Source organism: Actinokineospora sp. HUAS TT18 (assembly GCF_051364635.1).
Classification (GTDB): Bacteria; Actinomycetota; Actinomycetes; order Mycobacteriales; family Pseudonocardiaceae; genus Actinokineospora.
In genome coordinates this window covers 1229929-1245819 of the sequence record NZ_CP195645.1, presented here as the reverse complement: position 1 = coordinate 1245819, position 15891 = coordinate 1229929, and the positions used below count along the sequence as shown (strand labels likewise).

Annotated in this window: 17 protein-coding genes and 1 pseudogene; 4 read left to right on the top strand and 14 right to left on the bottom strand. The window is 72.2% G+C overall.

All coding sequences use genetic code 11. From position 1 onward, the window contains the following. Nucleotides 1–4: 4 nt before the first annotated feature. The 4 genes from ACSHT8_RS05625 to ACSHT8_RS05610 all read right to left on the bottom strand — a co-directional run bounded on the left by ACSHT8_RS05625 (nt 5) and on the right by ACSHT8_RS05610 (nt 3831). A complete protein-coding gene (locus ACSHT8_RS05625; RefSeq protein WP_436498358.1) occupies nt 5–952 on the bottom strand; it encodes a respiratory chain complex I subunit 1 family protein in 948 nt (315 codons plus the stop codon). Next, entirely contained in the window at nt 949–2916 is a 1968-nt protein-coding gene (locus tag ACSHT8_RS05620) for a proton-conducting transporter transmembrane domain-containing protein (RefSeq protein WP_436498356.1), read from the bottom strand. Before ACSHT8_RS05620 ends, ACSHT8_RS05625 begins: the two co-directional genes overlap by 4 nt. Beyond that, nucleotides 2913–3383, bottom strand: coding sequence for an NADH-quinone oxidoreductase subunit B family protein (locus ACSHT8_RS05615; protein ID WP_436498354.1), 471 nt, complete (start codon nt 3381–3383; stop codon nt 2913–2915). The genes ACSHT8_RS05620 and ACSHT8_RS05615 overlap by 4 nt, the downstream gene beginning before the upstream one ends. Nucleotides 3384–3465: 82 nt before the next feature. Continuing rightward, nucleotides 3466–3831 (bottom strand): ArsR/SmtB family transcription factor, encoded by a 366-nt coding sequence (locus ACSHT8_RS05610; RefSeq protein ID WP_436498352.1) that lies wholly within the window; start codon nt 3829–3831, stop codon nt 3466–3468. Between the two features lie 165 nt (nt 3832–3996). On the opposite strand from ACSHT8_RS05610, the gene ACSHT8_RS05605 reads away from it, so the two are divergent. After that, the gene (locus ACSHT8_RS05605; RefSeq protein ID WP_436498350.1) at nt 3997–4569 is read left to right on the top strand and encodes a CBS domain-containing protein; all 573 of its coding nucleotides are present in this window, start codon (nt 3997–3999) and stop codon (nt 4567–4569) included. Nucleotides 4570–4777: 208 nt separating this feature from the next. Further along, a complete protein-coding gene (locus tag ACSHT8_RS05600) occupies nt 4778–5488 on the top strand; it encodes a CBS domain-containing protein (RefSeq protein WP_436498348.1) in 711 nt (236 codons plus the stop codon). A 59-nt stretch (nt 5489–5547) separates the two neighbouring features. On the opposite strand, the gene cydB is transcribed toward ACSHT8_RS05600, so the two are convergent. The 10 genes from cydB to ACSHT8_RS05550 form a co-directional block, all read right to left on the bottom strand. Then, nucleotides 5548–6546, bottom strand: a complete 999-nt coding sequence (gene cydB / locus ACSHT8_RS05595; protein WP_436498346.1) for a cytochrome d ubiquinol oxidase subunit II — start codon at nt 6544–6546, stop codon at nt 5548–5550. Nucleotides 6547–6558: 12 nt separating this feature from the next. After that, nucleotides 6559–8019 carry a cytochrome ubiquinol oxidase subunit I gene (locus ACSHT8_RS05590; protein ID WP_436498345.1) on the bottom strand — a complete coding sequence of 487 codons (1461 nt, stop codon included), beginning with the start codon at nt 8017–8019 and terminating at the stop codon, nt 6559–6561. Next, complete coding sequence (locus ACSHT8_RS05585) at nt 8016–8786, bottom strand: ribosome hibernation promotion factor (protein WP_436498344.1); 771 nt, start codon at nt 8784–8786, stop codon at nt 8016–8018. The genes ACSHT8_RS05590 and ACSHT8_RS05585 overlap by 4 nt, the downstream gene beginning before the upstream one ends. Then, complete coding sequence (locus tag ACSHT8_RS05580) at nt 8783–9292, bottom strand: flavodoxin domain-containing protein (protein WP_436498342.1); 510 nt, start codon at nt 9290–9292, stop codon at nt 8783–8785. Before ACSHT8_RS05580 ends, ACSHT8_RS05585 begins: the two co-directional genes overlap by 4 nt. Further along, nucleotides 9289–9654 carry a hypothetical protein gene (locus ACSHT8_RS05575; RefSeq protein WP_436498340.1) on the bottom strand — a complete coding sequence of 122 codons (366 nt, stop codon included), beginning with the start codon at nt 9652–9654 and terminating at the stop codon, nt 9289–9291. Before ACSHT8_RS05575 ends, ACSHT8_RS05580 begins: the two co-directional genes overlap by 4 nt. Before the next feature lie 91 nt (nt 9655–9745). Further along, on the bottom strand, nt 9746–9973 hold the full coding sequence (locus ACSHT8_RS05570) for an SHOCT domain-containing protein (protein WP_436498338.1): 228 nt from the start codon (nt 9971–9973) through the stop codon (nt 9746–9748). 31 nt (nt 9974–10004) lie between these two features. Then, the gene (locus ACSHT8_RS05565; RefSeq protein ID WP_436498337.1) at nt 10005–11162 is read right to left on the bottom strand and encodes an ABC transporter permease; all 1158 of its coding nucleotides are present in this window, start codon (nt 11160–11162) and stop codon (nt 10005–10007) included. Further along, on the bottom strand, nt 11159–12325 hold the full coding sequence (locus ACSHT8_RS05560; RefSeq protein ID WP_436498335.1) for an ABC transporter permease: 1167 nt from the start codon (nt 12323–12325) through the stop codon (nt 11159–11161). The genes ACSHT8_RS05565 and ACSHT8_RS05560 overlap by 4 nt, the downstream gene beginning before the upstream one ends. A gap of 3 nt (nt 12326–12328) precedes the next feature. After that, nucleotides 12329–13264, bottom strand: coding sequence for an ATP-binding cassette domain-containing protein (locus tag ACSHT8_RS05555; protein WP_436498333.1), 936 nt, complete (start codon nt 13262–13264; stop codon nt 12329–12331). Next, nucleotides 13261–14184, bottom strand: a complete 924-nt coding sequence (locus ACSHT8_RS05550) for a GerMN domain-containing protein (protein WP_436498331.1) — start codon at nt 14182–14184, stop codon at nt 13261–13263. The genes ACSHT8_RS05555 and ACSHT8_RS05550 overlap by 4 nt, the downstream gene beginning before the upstream one ends. Before the next feature lie 129 nt (nt 14185–14313). Between ACSHT8_RS05550 and ACSHT8_RS05545 the strand changes: the two genes are divergently transcribed. Together ACSHT8_RS05545 and ACSHT8_RS05540 are read left to right on the top strand one after the other, a co-directional pair. Next, complete coding sequence (locus ACSHT8_RS05545) at nt 14314–15507, top strand: acyltransferase family protein (protein ID WP_436498330.1); 1194 nt, start codon at nt 14314–14316, stop codon at nt 15505–15507. 21 nt (nt 15508–15528) lie between these two features. Beyond that, nucleotides 15529–15807, top strand: a pseudogene (locus ACSHT8_RS05540) (Hsp20/alpha crystallin family protein); the annotation flags it as partial. Nucleotides 15808–15891 lie beyond the last annotated feature (84 nt).

Genomic DNA, 15891 nt, shown 5'->3' with positions numbered 1-15891 from the left:
GCGGTCACGCCAACAGGAACGACGAGGCGACGGCGAGCAGCGCGAGCACGAACGACCCGGCCAGCAGCTCGGGAACCCGGAACAGCCGCAGCTTGGCCAGGAACACCTCGACCGCGGCCAGAGCCACGCCCATCACCGTGACCTTGGCCACGATCGCCGCCACGCCGAGCGCCAGGGCGAGCGGCGACAGGGTGGTGGCGATGCCCCAGGGGGCGAACAGGTTGGCCAGCAGCGCGAGCAGCACCGACAGCCGCATCGCCGAGGCGAGCTCGACCACAGCCAGGTCCGGTCCGGCGTACTCCAGGGTCATCGCTTCGTGCACCATGGTCAGCTCCAGGTGCGTGGCCGGGTTGTCCACTGGCAGCCTGCCGGTCTCGGCGACCACCACGATCACCAGCGCGACCGCGGCGAGCAGGCTCGCCGGGGTGATCACCCGCACCGGGTCGCGCAGCGCCGCGGCCACGATCGAACCGAGGTCGGTGGAGCCCACGCCCACCGACAGCGCGAAGATCGCCACCAGCAGCGTGGGTTCCACCAGTGCCAAGATCGTCAGCTCGCGGCTGGCGCCCATCCCGCCGAACGCGGTGCCGGTGTCCAGACCGGCCAAGGCGAGCGCGACAGCGCCCAGGGTGAGCAATGCGACCACGGTGAACAGGTCGTCGAGCGGTTCGATCCCGGACTCGACCGCGACCAGCGGCGCCGCCGCGGCGACCACGGTGACCGTGGCGATCAGCACCAGCGGGCCGACCCGGAACACCTCGCTCGTGCCGCGCGGCGCGATCCGCTCCTTGCCCAGCAGCTTGCGCAGGTCGCGCCACGGCTGTCCGACCCCGGCGCCGACCCGGCCCTCCAGCCTCGCCCGTGTTTGCCGGGTGACCCCGACCAGCAGCGGGGAACCGGCCACTACCAGCAGCGGCTGCACCACGGCGCCGACGACACCTAGCGCGGTCACCGGATCACCGCCAACACCACGAGCAGTGCGCACACGGTGTAGAAGCCATAGCCGAGGTAGCGGTGCACGCTTCCGTTCGCCAATCCGCGCGCGGCCTTCCCCCACGCGGTGGCGGCGGTGATCACGGGGGCGTAGAGCCTGCGCTCGATCCGGTCCGGTACCCGCCGCCGGTACTCGACCGCGTCGACCAGGTACCGCGACTCGTCGTGGTGGGTGACGTCGATGTCCAGCTCGGGGCGCACCACGTCGTCGAACACCCGCTGCAACGGCTCGGCGAACGACGTCGCGGTGTATTCCATCCGCGCCGACATCGGGCCGCCGCCGCCGTCCCACAGCCGAGCCGACCGCTGCCCGCGCCCCGCCACCACCCTGACTCCCGCGGCGGCGACCACCACGACCGCCACAACCGCCACCGCCAACCCCAACGGCGCCAACGCCCCCGTGATCCCCGACAACCGCAGCAGCGCTCCATCCGCGACTACAGATCCACTGCCCGCCGCGGCGACCAGACCGGGCAACACCAGTGTCGGTGCCACAGCCAGGGCCACGCACGCCACACCTGCCACCGCCATCCCCGCCAGCACCGCGGGCGGCGAATCCTCGGCGTGCTCGGCCGCGGTGGTGCGCGGCTTGGCGAGAAACCCGATGCCGAACGCCTTGACGAACGTCGCCACCGCCAGCCCCGCGGTCAACGCGATCGCGGCCACCGCCACCGGCAGCGCCACCGCCGCCGCCGTCGACGACGCGGGCAGCCCGTGCACCAACGCCTGCAGCAGCAACCACTCCGACACGAACGCCGTCCCTGGCGGCAGCGCCGAGGCGGCCAACGCGCCGAGCCCGAAGGCCGCTGTCGTCACCGGCATCGACCGCCGCAGCCCACCCAACTCGTCGAGGTCGCGGGTGCCCGTGGCGTGCAGCACCGAACCCGCCGCGAGGAACAGCAGCGTCTTGAACGCCGCGTGCGCCGCCACGTGCAGCAGCGCCGCCGTCAACGCCACCCCGGCCAGAACATCCTGACCGGACGCGGCGAACATGCCCGACGCGCCGACCCCGACGAACACCAGCCCCAGGTTCTCCACAGTGGACAGACCGAGCAGCCGCTTCAGGTCGGTGCTCATCGCCGCCTGGAGAATCCCGTACACCGCCGACAGTGCGCCCAGCGCCAGCACCAGCAGCCACCACCACGCCTGGCCACCATCCAGCAGGTCGACCCCGACCCGCACCACCCCGTACACGCCCAGGTTCACCATCGCCGCCGACATCAACGCCGAGACATGACTCGGCGCCTCCGGGTGCGCGCGGGGCAGCCACACGTGCAGCGGCACCATCCCCGCCTTCGACCCGAAACCCGCCAATATCAACAGGAACACCACCGTCGCGATCGCCGGATCCACCGCGGGGGCCCGTATCGCGGCGAAGTCGTTTCCCGCGTGTGCGGCCAACAGGAGGAGTCCACCCAGGACGCAGGCGAATCCGAGTTGCGTCATCACCGTGTACCAGCGGCCCGCGCTCGCCACCGCCGCGGACTCCCGGTGCCGGGCGAACACCAGCGGCAGCGACGTCACCGCCATCAGTTCCCAGCACACCAGCAACGTCGCCACGCTCGACGCCGCGGGCACCAACAGCATCGCCACCACGAACAAGGGCAGCGCCGCGGCCACCACCCGGCCCCGCGACTCGGCCATGCCATAGACCCCGGCGGCCACCGCGACTCCGCCGGTCACCGCCACGAACACCCCGCCCAACGCGTCGAGCGTGAACGCCAGCCCGGACAGCGGCAGCAACGGCAACGCCGCCATGAATCCGTCGCCGAGCGTCGCGGCGACCCCGGCGACCGCGCCCGCCGCCCCGGTGAGCGCGACCCCCGCGCCCACCACCGGCCCGCGTGCCCCGACCGAGCCCGCTGCCGCCGTCGCCGCACCGAGTCCGACCGCCGAGGCGAAGCACACCGACGCCAGGCTCATCGCCCGGTCAGCTTCCGCAACCCCTCCACGATCGCCTCCGGCCGCGGCGGACACCCCGCGACCTCCACGGCCACCGGCACCACGTCCTCGACCGCCCCGGCCACCCCATAGCCCTCGCCCAGCACCCCGCGCCCACAGGCGCAGTCGCCCACCGCCATGACCACCTTCGGGCCGGGCATCGCGACGTAGGTCCGGCGCAGCGGCTCGGCCATGTTCCGCGTCACCACCCCCGTCACCAGCAGCGCGTCGGCGTGCCGCGGCGAGGCCACCAGCCGCACCCCGTACCGCTCGGCGTCGTACACCGGCCCGAACGCCGCCGCGGCCTCGACCTCGCACCCACCGCACGACCCCGCGTCGACATGCCGCACCTGCACCGACCCCGACAGCACCGCAGCCGCGCGCGGTCCCGCCGGAGCGGGCTCAGCGACCCGCCCGACCCTGCGGATCAAGCGCCACAGACCCACCACCGCACCGCTCCCGAATCCCTCGACATTGGGTGCGGCCACCCCGCCGGGCGACAAGCCAGGGAGTCAGCGGGGCGGCCGCGGCTCAACCACCCGAGTCCCCACCCCGCCCGTCGGCCACCGCCGACAGGTCACGCAGGTCCTCGAGCAACTCCACCTGACCGGTCAACACCCCGGTCAAGATCAAACGTGCCACCGACAGCAACTCCGCCACATGCGGGCTGGTCAGCGAGTAATAGACGTTCGAGCCCTCCTTGCGGGTGGTCACCAGACCCGCCCGGCGCAGCACCGCGAGCTGCTGTGACAGGTTCGCCGCCTCGATTCCCACCTCGGGCAGCATCTCGGCCACCGCGTGCTCGCGCTGACTGAGCAGCTCCAGCACGCGGATCCGCGCCGGATGGCCCAACGTCTTGAAGAACTCCGCCTTCAGCTGATAGAGGGGCTTGCTCACCAGCACCCCTCCCCACACACACCAGTGGACACCGTCATACACAGATCCTTCCGCGCCGGACCACCGCAACCCGCAGCACATCCTTTGTCGCAAGGTTCAGCAGTTGCTAACATTAGCAAGTCATCAGCCTCGACGGGAGCCCGCCCCGCCACCGTGGAGGACCCCATGAACCACACCACCGTCGCCACCGTCATGACCAGGCACATCGCCACCGCGGTTCCCGACACCCCCTACCGCGAACTCGTCGGCCAACTCCTCGCCCACGACATCGACGCGATACCGGTCATCGACCCCACCGGCCGCCCCCTCGGCGTCGTCACCGAACACGACCTGTTCGCCAAACTCGAACACCACGGCGGCGCCGACCCCGCCCCACTCTTCGCCCGCCGCCGCACCCGAGCCCGCCGCGCCAAAGCCGCGGGCCTCACCGCCGCCGACGTCATGACCACCCCAGCCCCCACCATCGACCACCACGCCACCCTCGGCGCCGCCATCGCCACCCTCGCCGACGCCGACTTACGCCGCCTCTGTGTCACCGACAACAACGGCTACCTCGTCGGCACCCTCTCCCGCCGCGACACCCTCAGCGTCTTTCTGCGCGCCGACACCGCCATCCACAACAACCTCCACCAACGGCTCAACCACCCCGCCACGCGCGACCAGACGATCGCCGTCGACGTCGCCCACGGCGTCGTCACCCTCACCGGAACCGTCCCCCTCCGCAGCCTCGCCGAATAAGCCACCCGAATCGCCTACCGCGTCGCCGGGGTCATCACCGTCCACAACAACCTCGAATTCGACTACGACGACCTCACCACCACCGGGTTATGACACTCCCGACAGCAGCAGGGTCGAAAGTGGGTCCCCAGTGGGGACCTTGGCTTGCTGCGTCACCGGCCGCCCAGGCGTTGGCTCGGTCGAAACGGTTCAGATCGGGAGGTCAAGGATGAAGCAGCACATGGTCGAGGACGTGATGTCCCACAGGGTGGTGACCGCGTCGGTGGACACGGGCTTCACCGAGTTGGTTCGGCTGATGGCGGAGCACTCGGTGAGCGCGTTGCCGGTGGTGGACGAGGACCGTCACGTCGTCGGCGTGGTGTCCGAGGCGGACCTGCTGGCCAAGGAGAGCGCGCGGGCGCAGGGCCGTCCGCACTCGCTGCTGGCGCTCATGCGCAGGCACGACGACAAGGCGCGCGCGGAGGGCACGGTCGCCGCGGAGCTGATGAGCAGCCCGGCGGTCACCGTCCCGGCGCAGACCTCGCTGCCGATGGCCGCGCGGATCATGTCCGAGCACCGGGTCAAGCGCCTGCCGGTGGTCGACGGCGAAGGCACGCTCGTCGGCATCGCCAGCCGCGCCGACCTGCTCGGGGTGTTCCTGCGCGGCGACGCCGAGATCGCCGAGGAGATCCGCCACGAGGTCTTCGAACGGTCGCTGGACACCCCGGCGGACAACGTCCAGGTGACGGTCAGCGAGGGCGAGGTCACCCTCGACGGCGTGATCGAGCGCCGCAGCTGGTTCCGCATCGCCGAGGCGCTCGCCGCGCGCGTGGACGGGGTGGTCTCGGTGACCAACCGCCTGTCCTGGTCGTGGGACGACACCGGGGTGACCATCCCGGAGGCCATGGTCGTCGACATCCGCCACGAGCCGCGCCCCTGACTCCAGCCACGACTTCACCCCCGCCCGATGCTCCGGGCGGGGGTGAACTCTTTGCGTTGTCACGGAACCGGGATGTGGTGGGTGGCGATGCGCTTGCGGAAGACCCAGTACGTCCACCCCTGGTAGACCAGCACGGCCGGGGTCCCGAACAGCGCGACCCAGCTCATCACTGTGAGCGTGTACGGGCTCGATGCGGTCTCGGCTACGGTCAGGGAGAAGGCGGGGTCGATGGTGGAGGGCAGCACGTCCGGGTACAGCGCGCCGAACAGTGTCGTGACGGTCGCCGCGACCGCGGCGCCGAGCAGGGCGAAGGCTTGGCCCTCGCGCCCGACGGCGAGCCGGGCCACGGCGCCCACCGCGGCGGCGAGGGCCACCGCGAGCGGGACCCAGGTCCACGCCGAGCCGGACCGCAGCTGCACGATCAGCAGCAGCGCCACCAGCGGGGCCAGCGCGAGCGGGGCGACACCGATCGCCAGCCCGCGCGCCCTGGACCGGATCGGCCCGTCGGTCTTGAGCGCGAGGTAGGCCGCGCCGTGCAGCGCGGCGAACCCGGCGATGGCCAGTGCGCCGAGCAGGGTTTCCCACCGCACGGCCGCCAGCGCCCCGCCGACCCGGTTGCCCGCGGCGTCGATCGGCAGGCCGACGAGGTTCCATGACAGCAGAAGGCCGACACCGAGCGCGGCGATCCAGGACCCGGCGACGATCACCGTGTCCCAGACGCGCCGCCACGCCGGGCTGTCGACCTTGCCGCGGTACTCGAAGGCGACGCCGCGGCCGATGAGCGCGACGAGGAACAGCAGCAGCGGAAGGTAGGCCGAGCTGAACAGCGAGGCGTACCAGCCGGGGAAGGCGGCGAAGGTGGCGCCGCCCGCGACGAGCAGCCAGACCTCGTTGCCGTCCCAGACCGGGCCGATGGTGTTGATCATGACGCGGCGTTCGGCCTCGGTGCGGCCGAGCACCGGCAGCAGCATCCCGACGCCGAAGTCGAAGCCTTCCAGGAAGAGATAGCCGAGCCACAGCACCGCGATGATCATGAACCAGAGTGTTGGCAAGTCCATGGCGCGCTCCGGTCAGTAGGCGAACGCGAGGGTGTCGTCCCCGCTGTCCGATGTGGATGGTGGGACGGCGGGCGGCACGCCTTTGCGCACGACCCGGCGCAGCAGGAAGAACTCGACGACCGCGAGCGCGCCGTAGACCAGCGTCAGCACGATCAGCGAGGTGGCGACCTCGGTGGTGGTCATCCCGGAGACGCCTTCCGCGGTGAACATCCACACGCCGTCGACGCCGTCGGGGTTGGGGACCACGACGAAGGGCTGGCGGCCCATCTCGGTGAAGATCCAGCCGAAGCTGTTGGCCAGCACGGGCGCGGCGATGCCCCACAGCGCGATCCGGGCGGGCCACCGGCCGACGGATTCCCGACCGCGCCGGGTCGTCCAGAGCGCCCACGCGGCGACCGCTGCGGCGAGCACACCGAAGCCGATCATCAGCCGGAAGCTCCAGTACGTTACCGGCAGGTTGGGCACGTAGTCGATCGGCTGCCCCGCCAGCTCGCCCAGCGCCGGGTCGTCGGGGTAGTTGGTCCCGTAGCGCTGCTGGTACTGGGCGACCAGTTCGTCGACGCCGGTGACCTTGGCGTCGAAGTCGCCCTCGGCGAGGAACGACAGCAGCCCGGGGACGTTGACCGACTTCACGCTCGCGCAGTCCGCGCCGGACACGTCGCCGACGGCGAACACGGAGAACCCGGCGGGCTCCTCGGTCCGGCACAGTGCCTCGGCGGCGGCCATCTTCATGGGCTGCTGGTCGAACATGAGCTTGGCCTGCAGGTCGCCCGTCACGGCGAGCACGGCGAACGACACCAGGCCGACGACGCCGCCCCAGCGGGTCGTCGTGCGCCACAGGTCGGTGTCCCGTCCCTTGCGCAGCCACCACGCGCCGACCCCGACGAGCACGGCGCCCGCCACGGCGAACGCGCCCGCGATCGTGTGCGGGATGGTGGCCAGGGCGGTGCTGTTGCCCAGCACGGCCCAGATCGAGGTCAGCCGCGGCCTGCCGCCGACCATCTCGACGCCGACCGGGTGCTGCATCCACGAGTTCGCCGCGAGGATGAAGTACGCCGAGGCGATCGTGGCGAGGCTGAACGCCCAGGCGCAGGCCAGGTGCACCTTCTTCGGCAGCCGGTCCCAGCCGAAGATCCACAGCCCGAGGAACGTCGACTCGACGAAGAACGCGACCAGCCCCTCCATCGCCAGCGGGGCGCCGAAGACGTCGCCGACGAAGCGGGAGTAGGCGCTCCACGCCATGCCGAACTGGAACTCCTGGACGATGCCGGTCACCACGCCCATGGCGAAGTTGATCAGCAGCACCTTGCCCCAGAACCTGGTCATCCGCAGGTACTTGGCGTTGCCGGTGCGCACCCAGGCGGTCTGCATCCCGGCGACGAGCAGGGCGAGCCCGATGGTCAGGGGGACCATCAGGAAGTGGTAGACGGTGGTGATGCCGAACTGCCACCTGGCCAGTTCCAGCACGCTCATCGCTCGACCCCGTTCTCGGGGACGGGGAAGACCAGGCCGTAGTCGCCATCGGCCCGCCGGTAGAGCAGCCTGCCGCGGTTGTCGGTGTCGTCGACATAGAACAGCAGCGGCTCAGCCGACAGGTCCAGTCGCACCTGTGCCTTGCCTGCGTCCATCCTCGGCGCCGCCCCGTCGCAGGACCACACCGGCATCGGCCACTCCGCGGACGGCGGACTGCCGTGCGCGGCGGCGAGCAGGTAGCCGCCAGCCGTGCGGCGCACCAGGCAGTCCTCGCCGGAGTCGTCGGTGAACAGGTGGAAGTCGTAGCCCAGGGCGTCGAGGTCGGCTATCGCTTCCTCGACCGAACACCGCCCGGCGCCGTAGGCGGGGTGGGCCACCACCCGCCGCCCGGGCGCGGTGCCCCGGTTAACCGACGTGGGCCGGGGCCCGCGCCTGTGCCTGGCGTGGGTGGCCACTTGGTGGCTCAGGCGGTGCGCGAGCCGGTCGACGGCGGTGTGCGCGGTCTCGGCCGTGGCGTGGGCGTGCAGCACGACGCCACCCACGTCGACGTGCGCCATGGCCACCAGGGGCTCGGCGACCGCGGGGTCGGGGCGGCGGGTCACGGTGATCCGGACGTGGCGGACGGGCCCGTGCGCGCGCCGCAGGACCGCGGTCACCTTGGCCTCGGCGTACTCGTCGATCCCGATGCCGAGCACGCCGCGCACGACCACGGTCGGTGCGGGGACTTCGGCGGGCCAAGTGGTCTTCTCCGTGGAGGTGTCAGTCACCGTGTCTCCTGTTTTGTCGACGCCGCGGTCAGGTGTCTGGCGATGTCGGCCGCCCACGCGCTGATCTCGGTCCAGTCGCGGAAGTCGCCTTCTGGCGCCTTGACGGCCTTGATGGCGAGGCGCTCCGCCCAACCGAGGCGCGCGCGGTCGATCCTGCCGCCGAAGGTGCGGTGCTCGACCGCCCCGCAGCGGTCGATCAGATCGGTCGGGACGGCTTCGGGCGGGGCCGCGTCGCCCGCGGGACCGCTGGAGAACAGCCACACCGGCCGCTCCCGCAGCGCGTCGGCGTCGGCCTCGACCAAGCGCACTGCCTCCGGCCGCCAGCGTCCGAAGTAGACAGCGCTGCCGACGACCACCGCGTCGTATCCGGTCACCTCGCCGACCGACGCGGCGGGCCGCACGTCCACGACGGCGCCGCTCATCGACTGCCGGATGCCCTCGCCGATCGCCTCGGCGATCTCCATGGTCGAGCCGTGCTTGCCCGCCGCCGTCACCAGGACCCTCATCTCCGGTCACCGCCGGTCGAGGCGCGGTGGCCGGTGGGGATCCGGCGCAGGGTGGTCATCAGCCACAGGGAGATCACGGTGATCATGAACACCGCGAGCGACCACTCGGCGTCGATGACCAGCGTCAGCAGCCCGCTCACCAGGGCGAGCCCGCCCAACGCCTGCGCCGCGGGCAGCATCCGCTCGCCGTTGACGCGGGCGCCGACCACGCACGCGGCGATGCCGAGCACGAGTCCGATGGCCGCCATCCCGCGCGGGTCGCGCACCAGCGGCGCGGATCCGGTGTTCTCATACCAGGTGTAGGGCACCACGATCGCGGCGACCAGCGCCGAACTGACCGCGTCACGCCAAGTCAGAGCCATGATTCCTCCTTCGTCCGAAGTCGACTCTGGCGCCGCGGGGGACGCCGCGGCAGGGACTTCGGTCGCGGCTCACCAGTGACCAACGCCGTTCCTAGCCCAGCGCCGCCCGGCGGGACTGGTACTCCTCGGCGTCGATCTCGCCGCGGGCGAACCGCTCGTCGAGGATCGTTCGGGCGGTGGAGGCGGGAGCGGCGGTGCCGGAGCGGCGGACCAGCACTACCGCCGCGGTGGCCAGACCGCCCAGGATCACCACCATCGCGACGATCCCGAGCACTGCGCCGAGCCAACCCATGCCGTATCCGTTCCAGTGTCCGTACATGTCGTTCTCCTTGTCCATAAGGGACAGCCGGTCAGGCCGTCAGGTGTTTGCGCAGGCGCAGCGATGCCAAACCGAGCAGGACCGCGGCGAACCCGGCGAGCACCGCGAGCGGTGTGCCGATGTCGGCCAGGCCGCCGCCGCGGGCGAGGACCTCCACCCACGCGTCGATCGCGTAGGCGTGCGGGGTGAGGTGGCCGATGGTCCGCATGGCGGGCGGGACGATCTCCAGTGGCCACATCGCGCCGCCGAGCATGCCCAGGGCGATGCCGATGGCCGGGCCGATGGCGGTGGCCTGGTCGGCGGTGCGGAACACGGTGCCCGCGAGCACGCCGGTGCCGGTGCCGACCAGCGCCCAGACCAGGATCAGCGTCCCCGCCGCCAGCGGATCACCCCAGTCCACCCCGAACAGGATCGCCCCGATGGCGACGATGAGGGCTGACTGGAGAAGGCCGATGAGCAAATAGGCCAGTGTCTCGCCGAGTACGAGGTCGCGGGCGTGGATGGGCGCGGCCATGGCGCGCTGGTGGATGCCGAGCGCGCGGGCCTGGATGATCGCGGCGCCGCCCGCCAGGGAGTTGATGAAGACGAACAGCACGAGCATGGTCGGGGCGCTCGACCCGAAACCCTGGGGCAGGTAGTCGCTGCCCGCGTCGACGATCTCGGTGTGCACGCTGACCGACGGCAGGACGGCCTGCACGGCGCGGGCGGTGGCCAGCCGGGCGTCGAGGTCGCCGAAGCGATCCGCGGCGAAGAGCGCCGCCTGGACCCGCGTCGCGTGCCGGGACACCGAGCCGGACACAGCCGACAGCGCGGCCTGCCTGGTCGACTCCGCGCCCGCGCCGAGCAGCGGGATGGCCACCGGTGTTCCGGCCCGCAGGGCGCGGTCCAGGCCTGCGGGCACCACCACGGCCGCGTCGAGTTCGCCGCGGCGCAGGGCCGTGCGGGCGGTCTCCTCGTCGGCGAGGTCCCGGACGTCGACGCCTGCTGTGGCGTGCAGTTCGGCGACCAGCTCGCCTGCCAGTCCGGTCGTGTCGGCCGCGACGACACCGACCCGCAGTCTCCCGGCGTCGGCCATGGTCGCACCGATCACCAGGATGATGACCGTGGGAAGCAGGACCATGAAGAACACGGCCGTCTTGTCCCGGATGAGCCTGCCCAGTTCCAGGCCCGCGACGGTGAGCGCGATCATCGCCTGCCACCGATCCGGCGCGCCGCCGCCGTCGCGATGAGCGCGGTGCCCGCGGCGAAGGCCGCGATCACCGCCACCGGGACCGCGACGGCGGACGCGGGTGCGCCGGTGGCCAGGTCGGTGAACCCGCGCAGCGCCCACCCGTTCGGCGTGAACAGCGCCAGGCCGCGCAGCGCGGCCGGGGCGGCGGAGACGAAGACGAAGTTGCCGCCGAGCAGGACCAGGCCGAAGGTCAGCATCGCCGCCAGTCCCTCGGCCTGCCGCTCGGTGCGCGACAGGGCGATCACCAGTGCGGCCAGTGCCGCCATGGCCACGGCCATCGCCACGATCAGGGCCGCGGCGGCCCAAGGCGGCCCCCAATAGGCCCCGAACGCCACGGTGGTGACCACGGCCATCGTCGTCAGGCTGGCCGTGGCGTAGGCGAAGGCCGCCACCGACTTGCCCGCCAACACCGACGCAGGCCGCACCGGCGCGGCCAGCATCCGGTCCAGCGTGCCTGCCGCGCGTTCGGTGTGGAATCCGCGCGCGGTGAAGCCGATGGCGAACATGGCGAAGAAGATGCCCATGCCGGGACCGAAGTAGCTGATGGCCGACAGCGGCCGGGTGCCGGTCGGGGTGTCGGTCAACCACTCGGGCGGCTCGCGGCTCGCCGCCGCCGCGGCGAGGTCGGTCACCGTCGCCGGGTCGGCGCCGCTGGTCAGCGCGGTGGCCACGGACAGCCGGACCGCGTTGAACCGCGCCGCGAACGCCTCGGCCACCGCCGCGGCGACCTGCCTTGCCACCGGCTGGTCGACCGATCCGAGCACGGTGACCGGGACCGCGCCGCTGCCGCGTGCCGCCGCGGAGAACCCCGGCGGCAGCACGAACACCGCGTCGACCTCGCCACTGTCCAGTTTGGACCGGGCGTCGTCGGCGCCGGAGGCGGGCTTGATGGTGACGAGGTCGGCGAGTTCGTCGCTCGCGAGCATCCCGGTGAACGCCGCGGCGATGTCGCCGCCGTCCTGGTCGACCACGGCGGCGTCGAGGTGGATGCCGCCCAGCCCGCCGAAGGCCGCGCTCATCACCCAGGCGATGGCGACCGGGGCGAGGAATCCCATGACGATGGCGGACTTGTCGCGCAGCCGCTGCCGCAGGTCTTTGGCCGCGATGGTCAGGACGGTCATGGCTCACTCCCGCAGCGCGGTGCCGGTCAAGTGCAGGAACACCGTCTCCAGGTCCGGCTCCACGACCTGGGCGCTGCGCACCCCGACCCCGCTGCGCTGCGCGGCGGCGAACACGGCGGGCAGCAGCCCGCGGCCGTCGGCGGCGACCAGGTGGACCTCGCCATCGGTCGTGGTGGCCCGGTCGACGCCGTCCATGCCCGCGCACACCGCGGCGAACGCGGCGAGGTCACCGGAGGCGGACAGCTCGACCTGGTCGCGTTCGGCGACCATGGCGACCAGCTCGCGCGGGGTGCCCTCGGCGACGAGCTTGCCGTGGTCGATGATGCCGACGCGGTCGCAGATCCGCTCGGCTTCCTCCATGTAGTGCGTTGTGTAGAGCACGGCCATGCCCGCAGCGCCGAGCGTGTGCACGCTGTCGAGGATCGCGTGCCTGCTCTGCGGATCCACGCCCACGGTCGGTTCGTCGAGCACCAGCAGTCGGGGCCGGTGCAGCAGCCCCGCGCCGATGTTGAGCCGCCGCCGCATCCCGCCGGAGAACGACTCGACCCGTTCGCCGCCGCGGTCGGCGAGCCCGACCAGGTCGAGCACCTCGGCGATCCGGCGCCGCAGCACCGCTCCGCGCAGGCCGTAGAGGCGGCCGAAGAAGCGCAGGTTCTCCCGGGCGCTGAGGTCCGGGTACAGCGCGACCTCCTGCGGCACGTAGCCGATGTCGGCGCGGGCGGGCGAGCCCGGCGCCATCGGCCTGCCCGCGACCGTGACCGCGCCCGAGTCGGGGGCGAGCAGGCCGCACACCATGCGGATGGTGGTGCTCTTGCCCGCGCCGTTGGGTCCGAGGAGCCCGTAGGTCTCGCCTTCGGCCACCCGCAGCGTGACCGCGTCCACCGCGACCCGTTCACCGAACCGGCGGGTCAGCGCCGCGCACTCCAGCACGGGAGTCATCGGCGCAGCTCGACCGGAATGGTGGCCACGACCACGCGGGAGCCGTCCTTGGGTGAGGCGTACCAGGCGATGAGTCGGGCTGGTCCCGGGTTGGCGACCGGGAAGCGCAGGGTGACGTCGAACGTGCCGCGGGTTCCGGTGCCGGAGGTGGCCATGACCCGCTGGTCGAACACCGTCGCGCCCGCCGCGTCGACGAGCTGGAGTTGGAACACCGCTTCGAAGGTGTTGGCGGTGCCGTGGATCCGCAGGGGGCTGCCGACGGTCGAGCCGAAGGTGGGTGACTCGACGAGCACGGCGGGGGAGTAGTCCTCGAAGTCGGCCCGGGTCACCGGGTGGTCGAGCACGACGCCCTCGCCGCCGAACGCCGTGACCGGCTTGCCGTCGAGGCGGAAAAGCACATCCCGCACGGAGGGGAACTGGGTCAGGGTGAACACCACCTGCGCGAGCCGGGTCAGCATCGACAGCGACCCGCCACCGCCCGCGTACGCGCCGGTCAGGTCGACGGTGGCGGTCCCAGCGCGCAGCGAGACGCCGAGCAGCCGCGTCCCCGCGGGCACACTGGAGGTGAATCCGGCCTGCGTCTCGGCCTGCGTCGGTCCCGCGAGCAGGGCCCGCACCGCGCCCGCCGCGGGTGCGGTGCCCACCGCGGCCCGCCGCGTCGCGACGATCTTCTCGCCCTGGACGAAGTAGACCGACACCCGCGCGCCCTGTGTCTGCGGCTGGACCGTGGACGGTGAAATCGTGGTGGGTGCCGTGGTCGGCGTGGCCACCGGACCCGCCGTCGTGGTGGTGCCGGTGGTCGCCGTCGTGGTGGCGGGCGGGGTCGAGGTGGGCGTCACCGGTGTGCCCGGATCCGACCTGCCGCACCCGGTCACGGCCACCGCGAGTGCCGGAATGAGCAAGAGTCGTGCTGCACGCATGGTGTCCTCCCAGGTCTGTTTGCACCCAGCACAGCCAGATGCGGCGCGGCCGGACAGGCACGGAAGCCATCCAATGACCGGGACCTTGGTCTCTCGGCCCGTCGGAGGCGCGGAGTGACACTTCCGGGCATGGCGACGGCGGGCACGCGCCGCGGCGGACCGCGGCTGGCGCACATCGACAACCTGAAGACGCTGATGGTCGCGTGGATCATCGGCGGGCACGCGCTGCTGGGCTACTCGGCGACCGGCGGCTGGGCCTACGACGAGGTCAACGAGGTTACGTTCGACCCGGGAGTGGAGTTGGTGCTCGCCGCGGTGCTGGGGCCGAGCGGGCTCTACGTGATCGGGGTCTTCTTCTTCGTGGCGGGCCTGTTCACCCCGGACGCGTTGGCCCACAAGGGAACCGCGCGCTACATCGGGGACCGGACGCGGCGGTTGGGCGTGCCGTTCCTGGCGTCCCTGCTGCTGGTGTGGCCGCTGTCGGTGTGGGTCGCCTACCGCGCGGCCGGGATGGACGTGTCGCCGTGGTGGGTCTTCCGGCATCGGGAACCGCCGCTGGACTCTGGTTCTCTCTGGTTCGCCGGGGTCCTGCTCGTCTACTCCCTGGCCTACGCCGGTTGGCGGGCCGCCCGGCCCGCGACCGATCGGCGAGCCGCGCCGCTGAGACCACGTGCGCTGGTGGCGGTGGCGGGCGTGGTCGCCGTGACGACCTTCGTCGTCCGACTCTGGTGGCCCGCCCGTGGTGCGCAGCCGGTGGACCTGCACCTGTGGCAGTGGCCGCAGTGCGCGGCGATGTTCGCCCTGGGGATGGCCGCCGCGCGGCGCGGCTGGCGCGACCGGGTGCCCGACGGCGTCTACCGGCGGTGCGCCGCGGTCGCGGTGGCCGCGATCGTCCTCGTGCCCACCGCCGGTCTGCTGGCGGGCGTCCGGGACGTGGCCGACCAGGTCTCGGCGTACCTGGGTGGCTGGTCGGTGCCCGCCTTGGGCACCGCGACCGCTGAGGCGGCGCTGGTGGTCGCGGGCTCGGTGTGGCTTCTCGGTCTGTCCCAGCGGGCGATGACCGGACATGGCCCGTTCGCCGCCGCGATGGGCCGCGCGGCGTTCGCCGCCTACGTCGCGCAGGGCCCGGTCCTCATGGTGATCGCCTCGGCGCTTCGGCCGCTCGCGCTGCCCGCTGAGGTGAAGGCCCCGCTCGTGGGTGCCACCGCGATCGCCGTGTGCTTCGGCCTGGGCGCCGCTGTCACCCACCGACGGAAGTCCCTTCCAGCAGGGGCCAAGGACGGTGGGGAGCGGACGCGGGTGCCGGGTGTGCTGGAGGGGTAGGACCCCGTGGAAGGAGACAAGATGACCAGTTTGATCCCGCGCTCCGTCGGGTTTCCCGACCTGTTCCGGTTGCTGGAGGATGGCCTGCCGTTCTCCGGGCACCACATGGTGAAGGTCGAGGAGTACCGCGACGGCGGCGACTACGTCCTGCGGGCCGAACTGCCGGGCCTCGACCCAGAGAAGGACATCGACGTGCGCGTCGACGGGGACGCGCTGACCATCTCGGCCGAGCGCTCCGTCACCAAGCACGACAAGTCCCACTCCGAGTTCACCTACGGCTCGTTCGCCCGCACTGTCCGCCTGCCCGCGGGCGCGGACACCGCGAAGGTCAAGGCGTCCTACGACGCCGGGATCCTCGCGTCAAGGCCGAGTCCGCACCGCGCC

What these genes read in the sequence shown, in the direction of transcription:
- ACSHT8_RS05560 (WP_436498335.1), bottom strand. Translation starts at nt 12,325, where the DNA reads ATGACCGTCCTGACCATCGCGGCCAAAGACCTGCGGCAGCGGCTGCGC.
- ACSHT8_RS05575 (WP_436498340.1), bottom strand. Translation starts at nt 9,654, where the DNA reads ATGGCTCTGACTTGGCGTGACGCGGTCAGTTCGGCGCTGGTCGCCGCG.
- ACSHT8_RS05545 (WP_436498330.1), top strand. Translation starts at nt 14,314, where the DNA reads ATGGCGACGGCGGGCACGCGCCGCGGCGGACCGCGGCTGGCGCACATC.
- cydB (WP_436498346.1), bottom strand. Translation starts at nt 6,546, where the DNA reads ATGGACTTGCCAACACTCTGGTTCATGATCATCGCGGTGCTGTGGCTC.
- ACSHT8_RS05590 (WP_436498345.1), bottom strand. Translation starts at nt 8,019, where the DNA reads ATGAGCGTGCTGGAACTGGCCAGGTGGCAGTTCGGCATCACCACCGTC.
- ACSHT8_RS05600 (WP_436498348.1), top strand. Translation starts at nt 4,778, where the DNA reads ATGAAGCAGCACATGGTCGAGGACGTGATGTCCCACAGGGTGGTGACC.
- ACSHT8_RS05580 (WP_436498342.1), bottom strand. Translation starts at nt 9,292, where the DNA reads ATGAGGGTCCTGGTGACGGCGGCGGGCAAGCACGGCTCGACCATGGAG.
- ACSHT8_RS05605 (WP_436498350.1), top strand. Translation starts at nt 3,997, where the DNA reads ATGAACCACACCACCGTCGCCACCGTCATGACCAGGCACATCGCCACC.
- ACSHT8_RS05550 (WP_436498331.1), bottom strand. Translation starts at nt 14,184, where the DNA reads ATGCGTGCAGCACGACTCTTGCTCATTCCGGCACTCGCGGTGGCCGTG.
- ACSHT8_RS05565 (WP_436498337.1), bottom strand. Translation starts at nt 11,162, where the DNA reads ATGATCGCGCTCACCGTCGCGGGCCTGGAACTGGGCAGGCTCATCCGG.
- ACSHT8_RS05620 (WP_436498356.1), bottom strand. Translation starts at nt 2,916, where the DNA reads ATGAGCCTGGCGTCGGTGTGCTTCGCCTCGGCGGTCGGACTCGGTGCG.
- ACSHT8_RS05570 (WP_436498338.1), bottom strand. Translation starts at nt 9,973, where the DNA reads ATGTACGGACACTGGAACGGATACGGCATGGGTTGGCTCGGCGCAGTG.
- ACSHT8_RS05555 (WP_436498333.1), bottom strand. Translation starts at nt 13,264, where the DNA reads ATGACTCCCGTGCTGGAGTGCGCGGCGCTGACCCGCCGGTTCGGTGAA.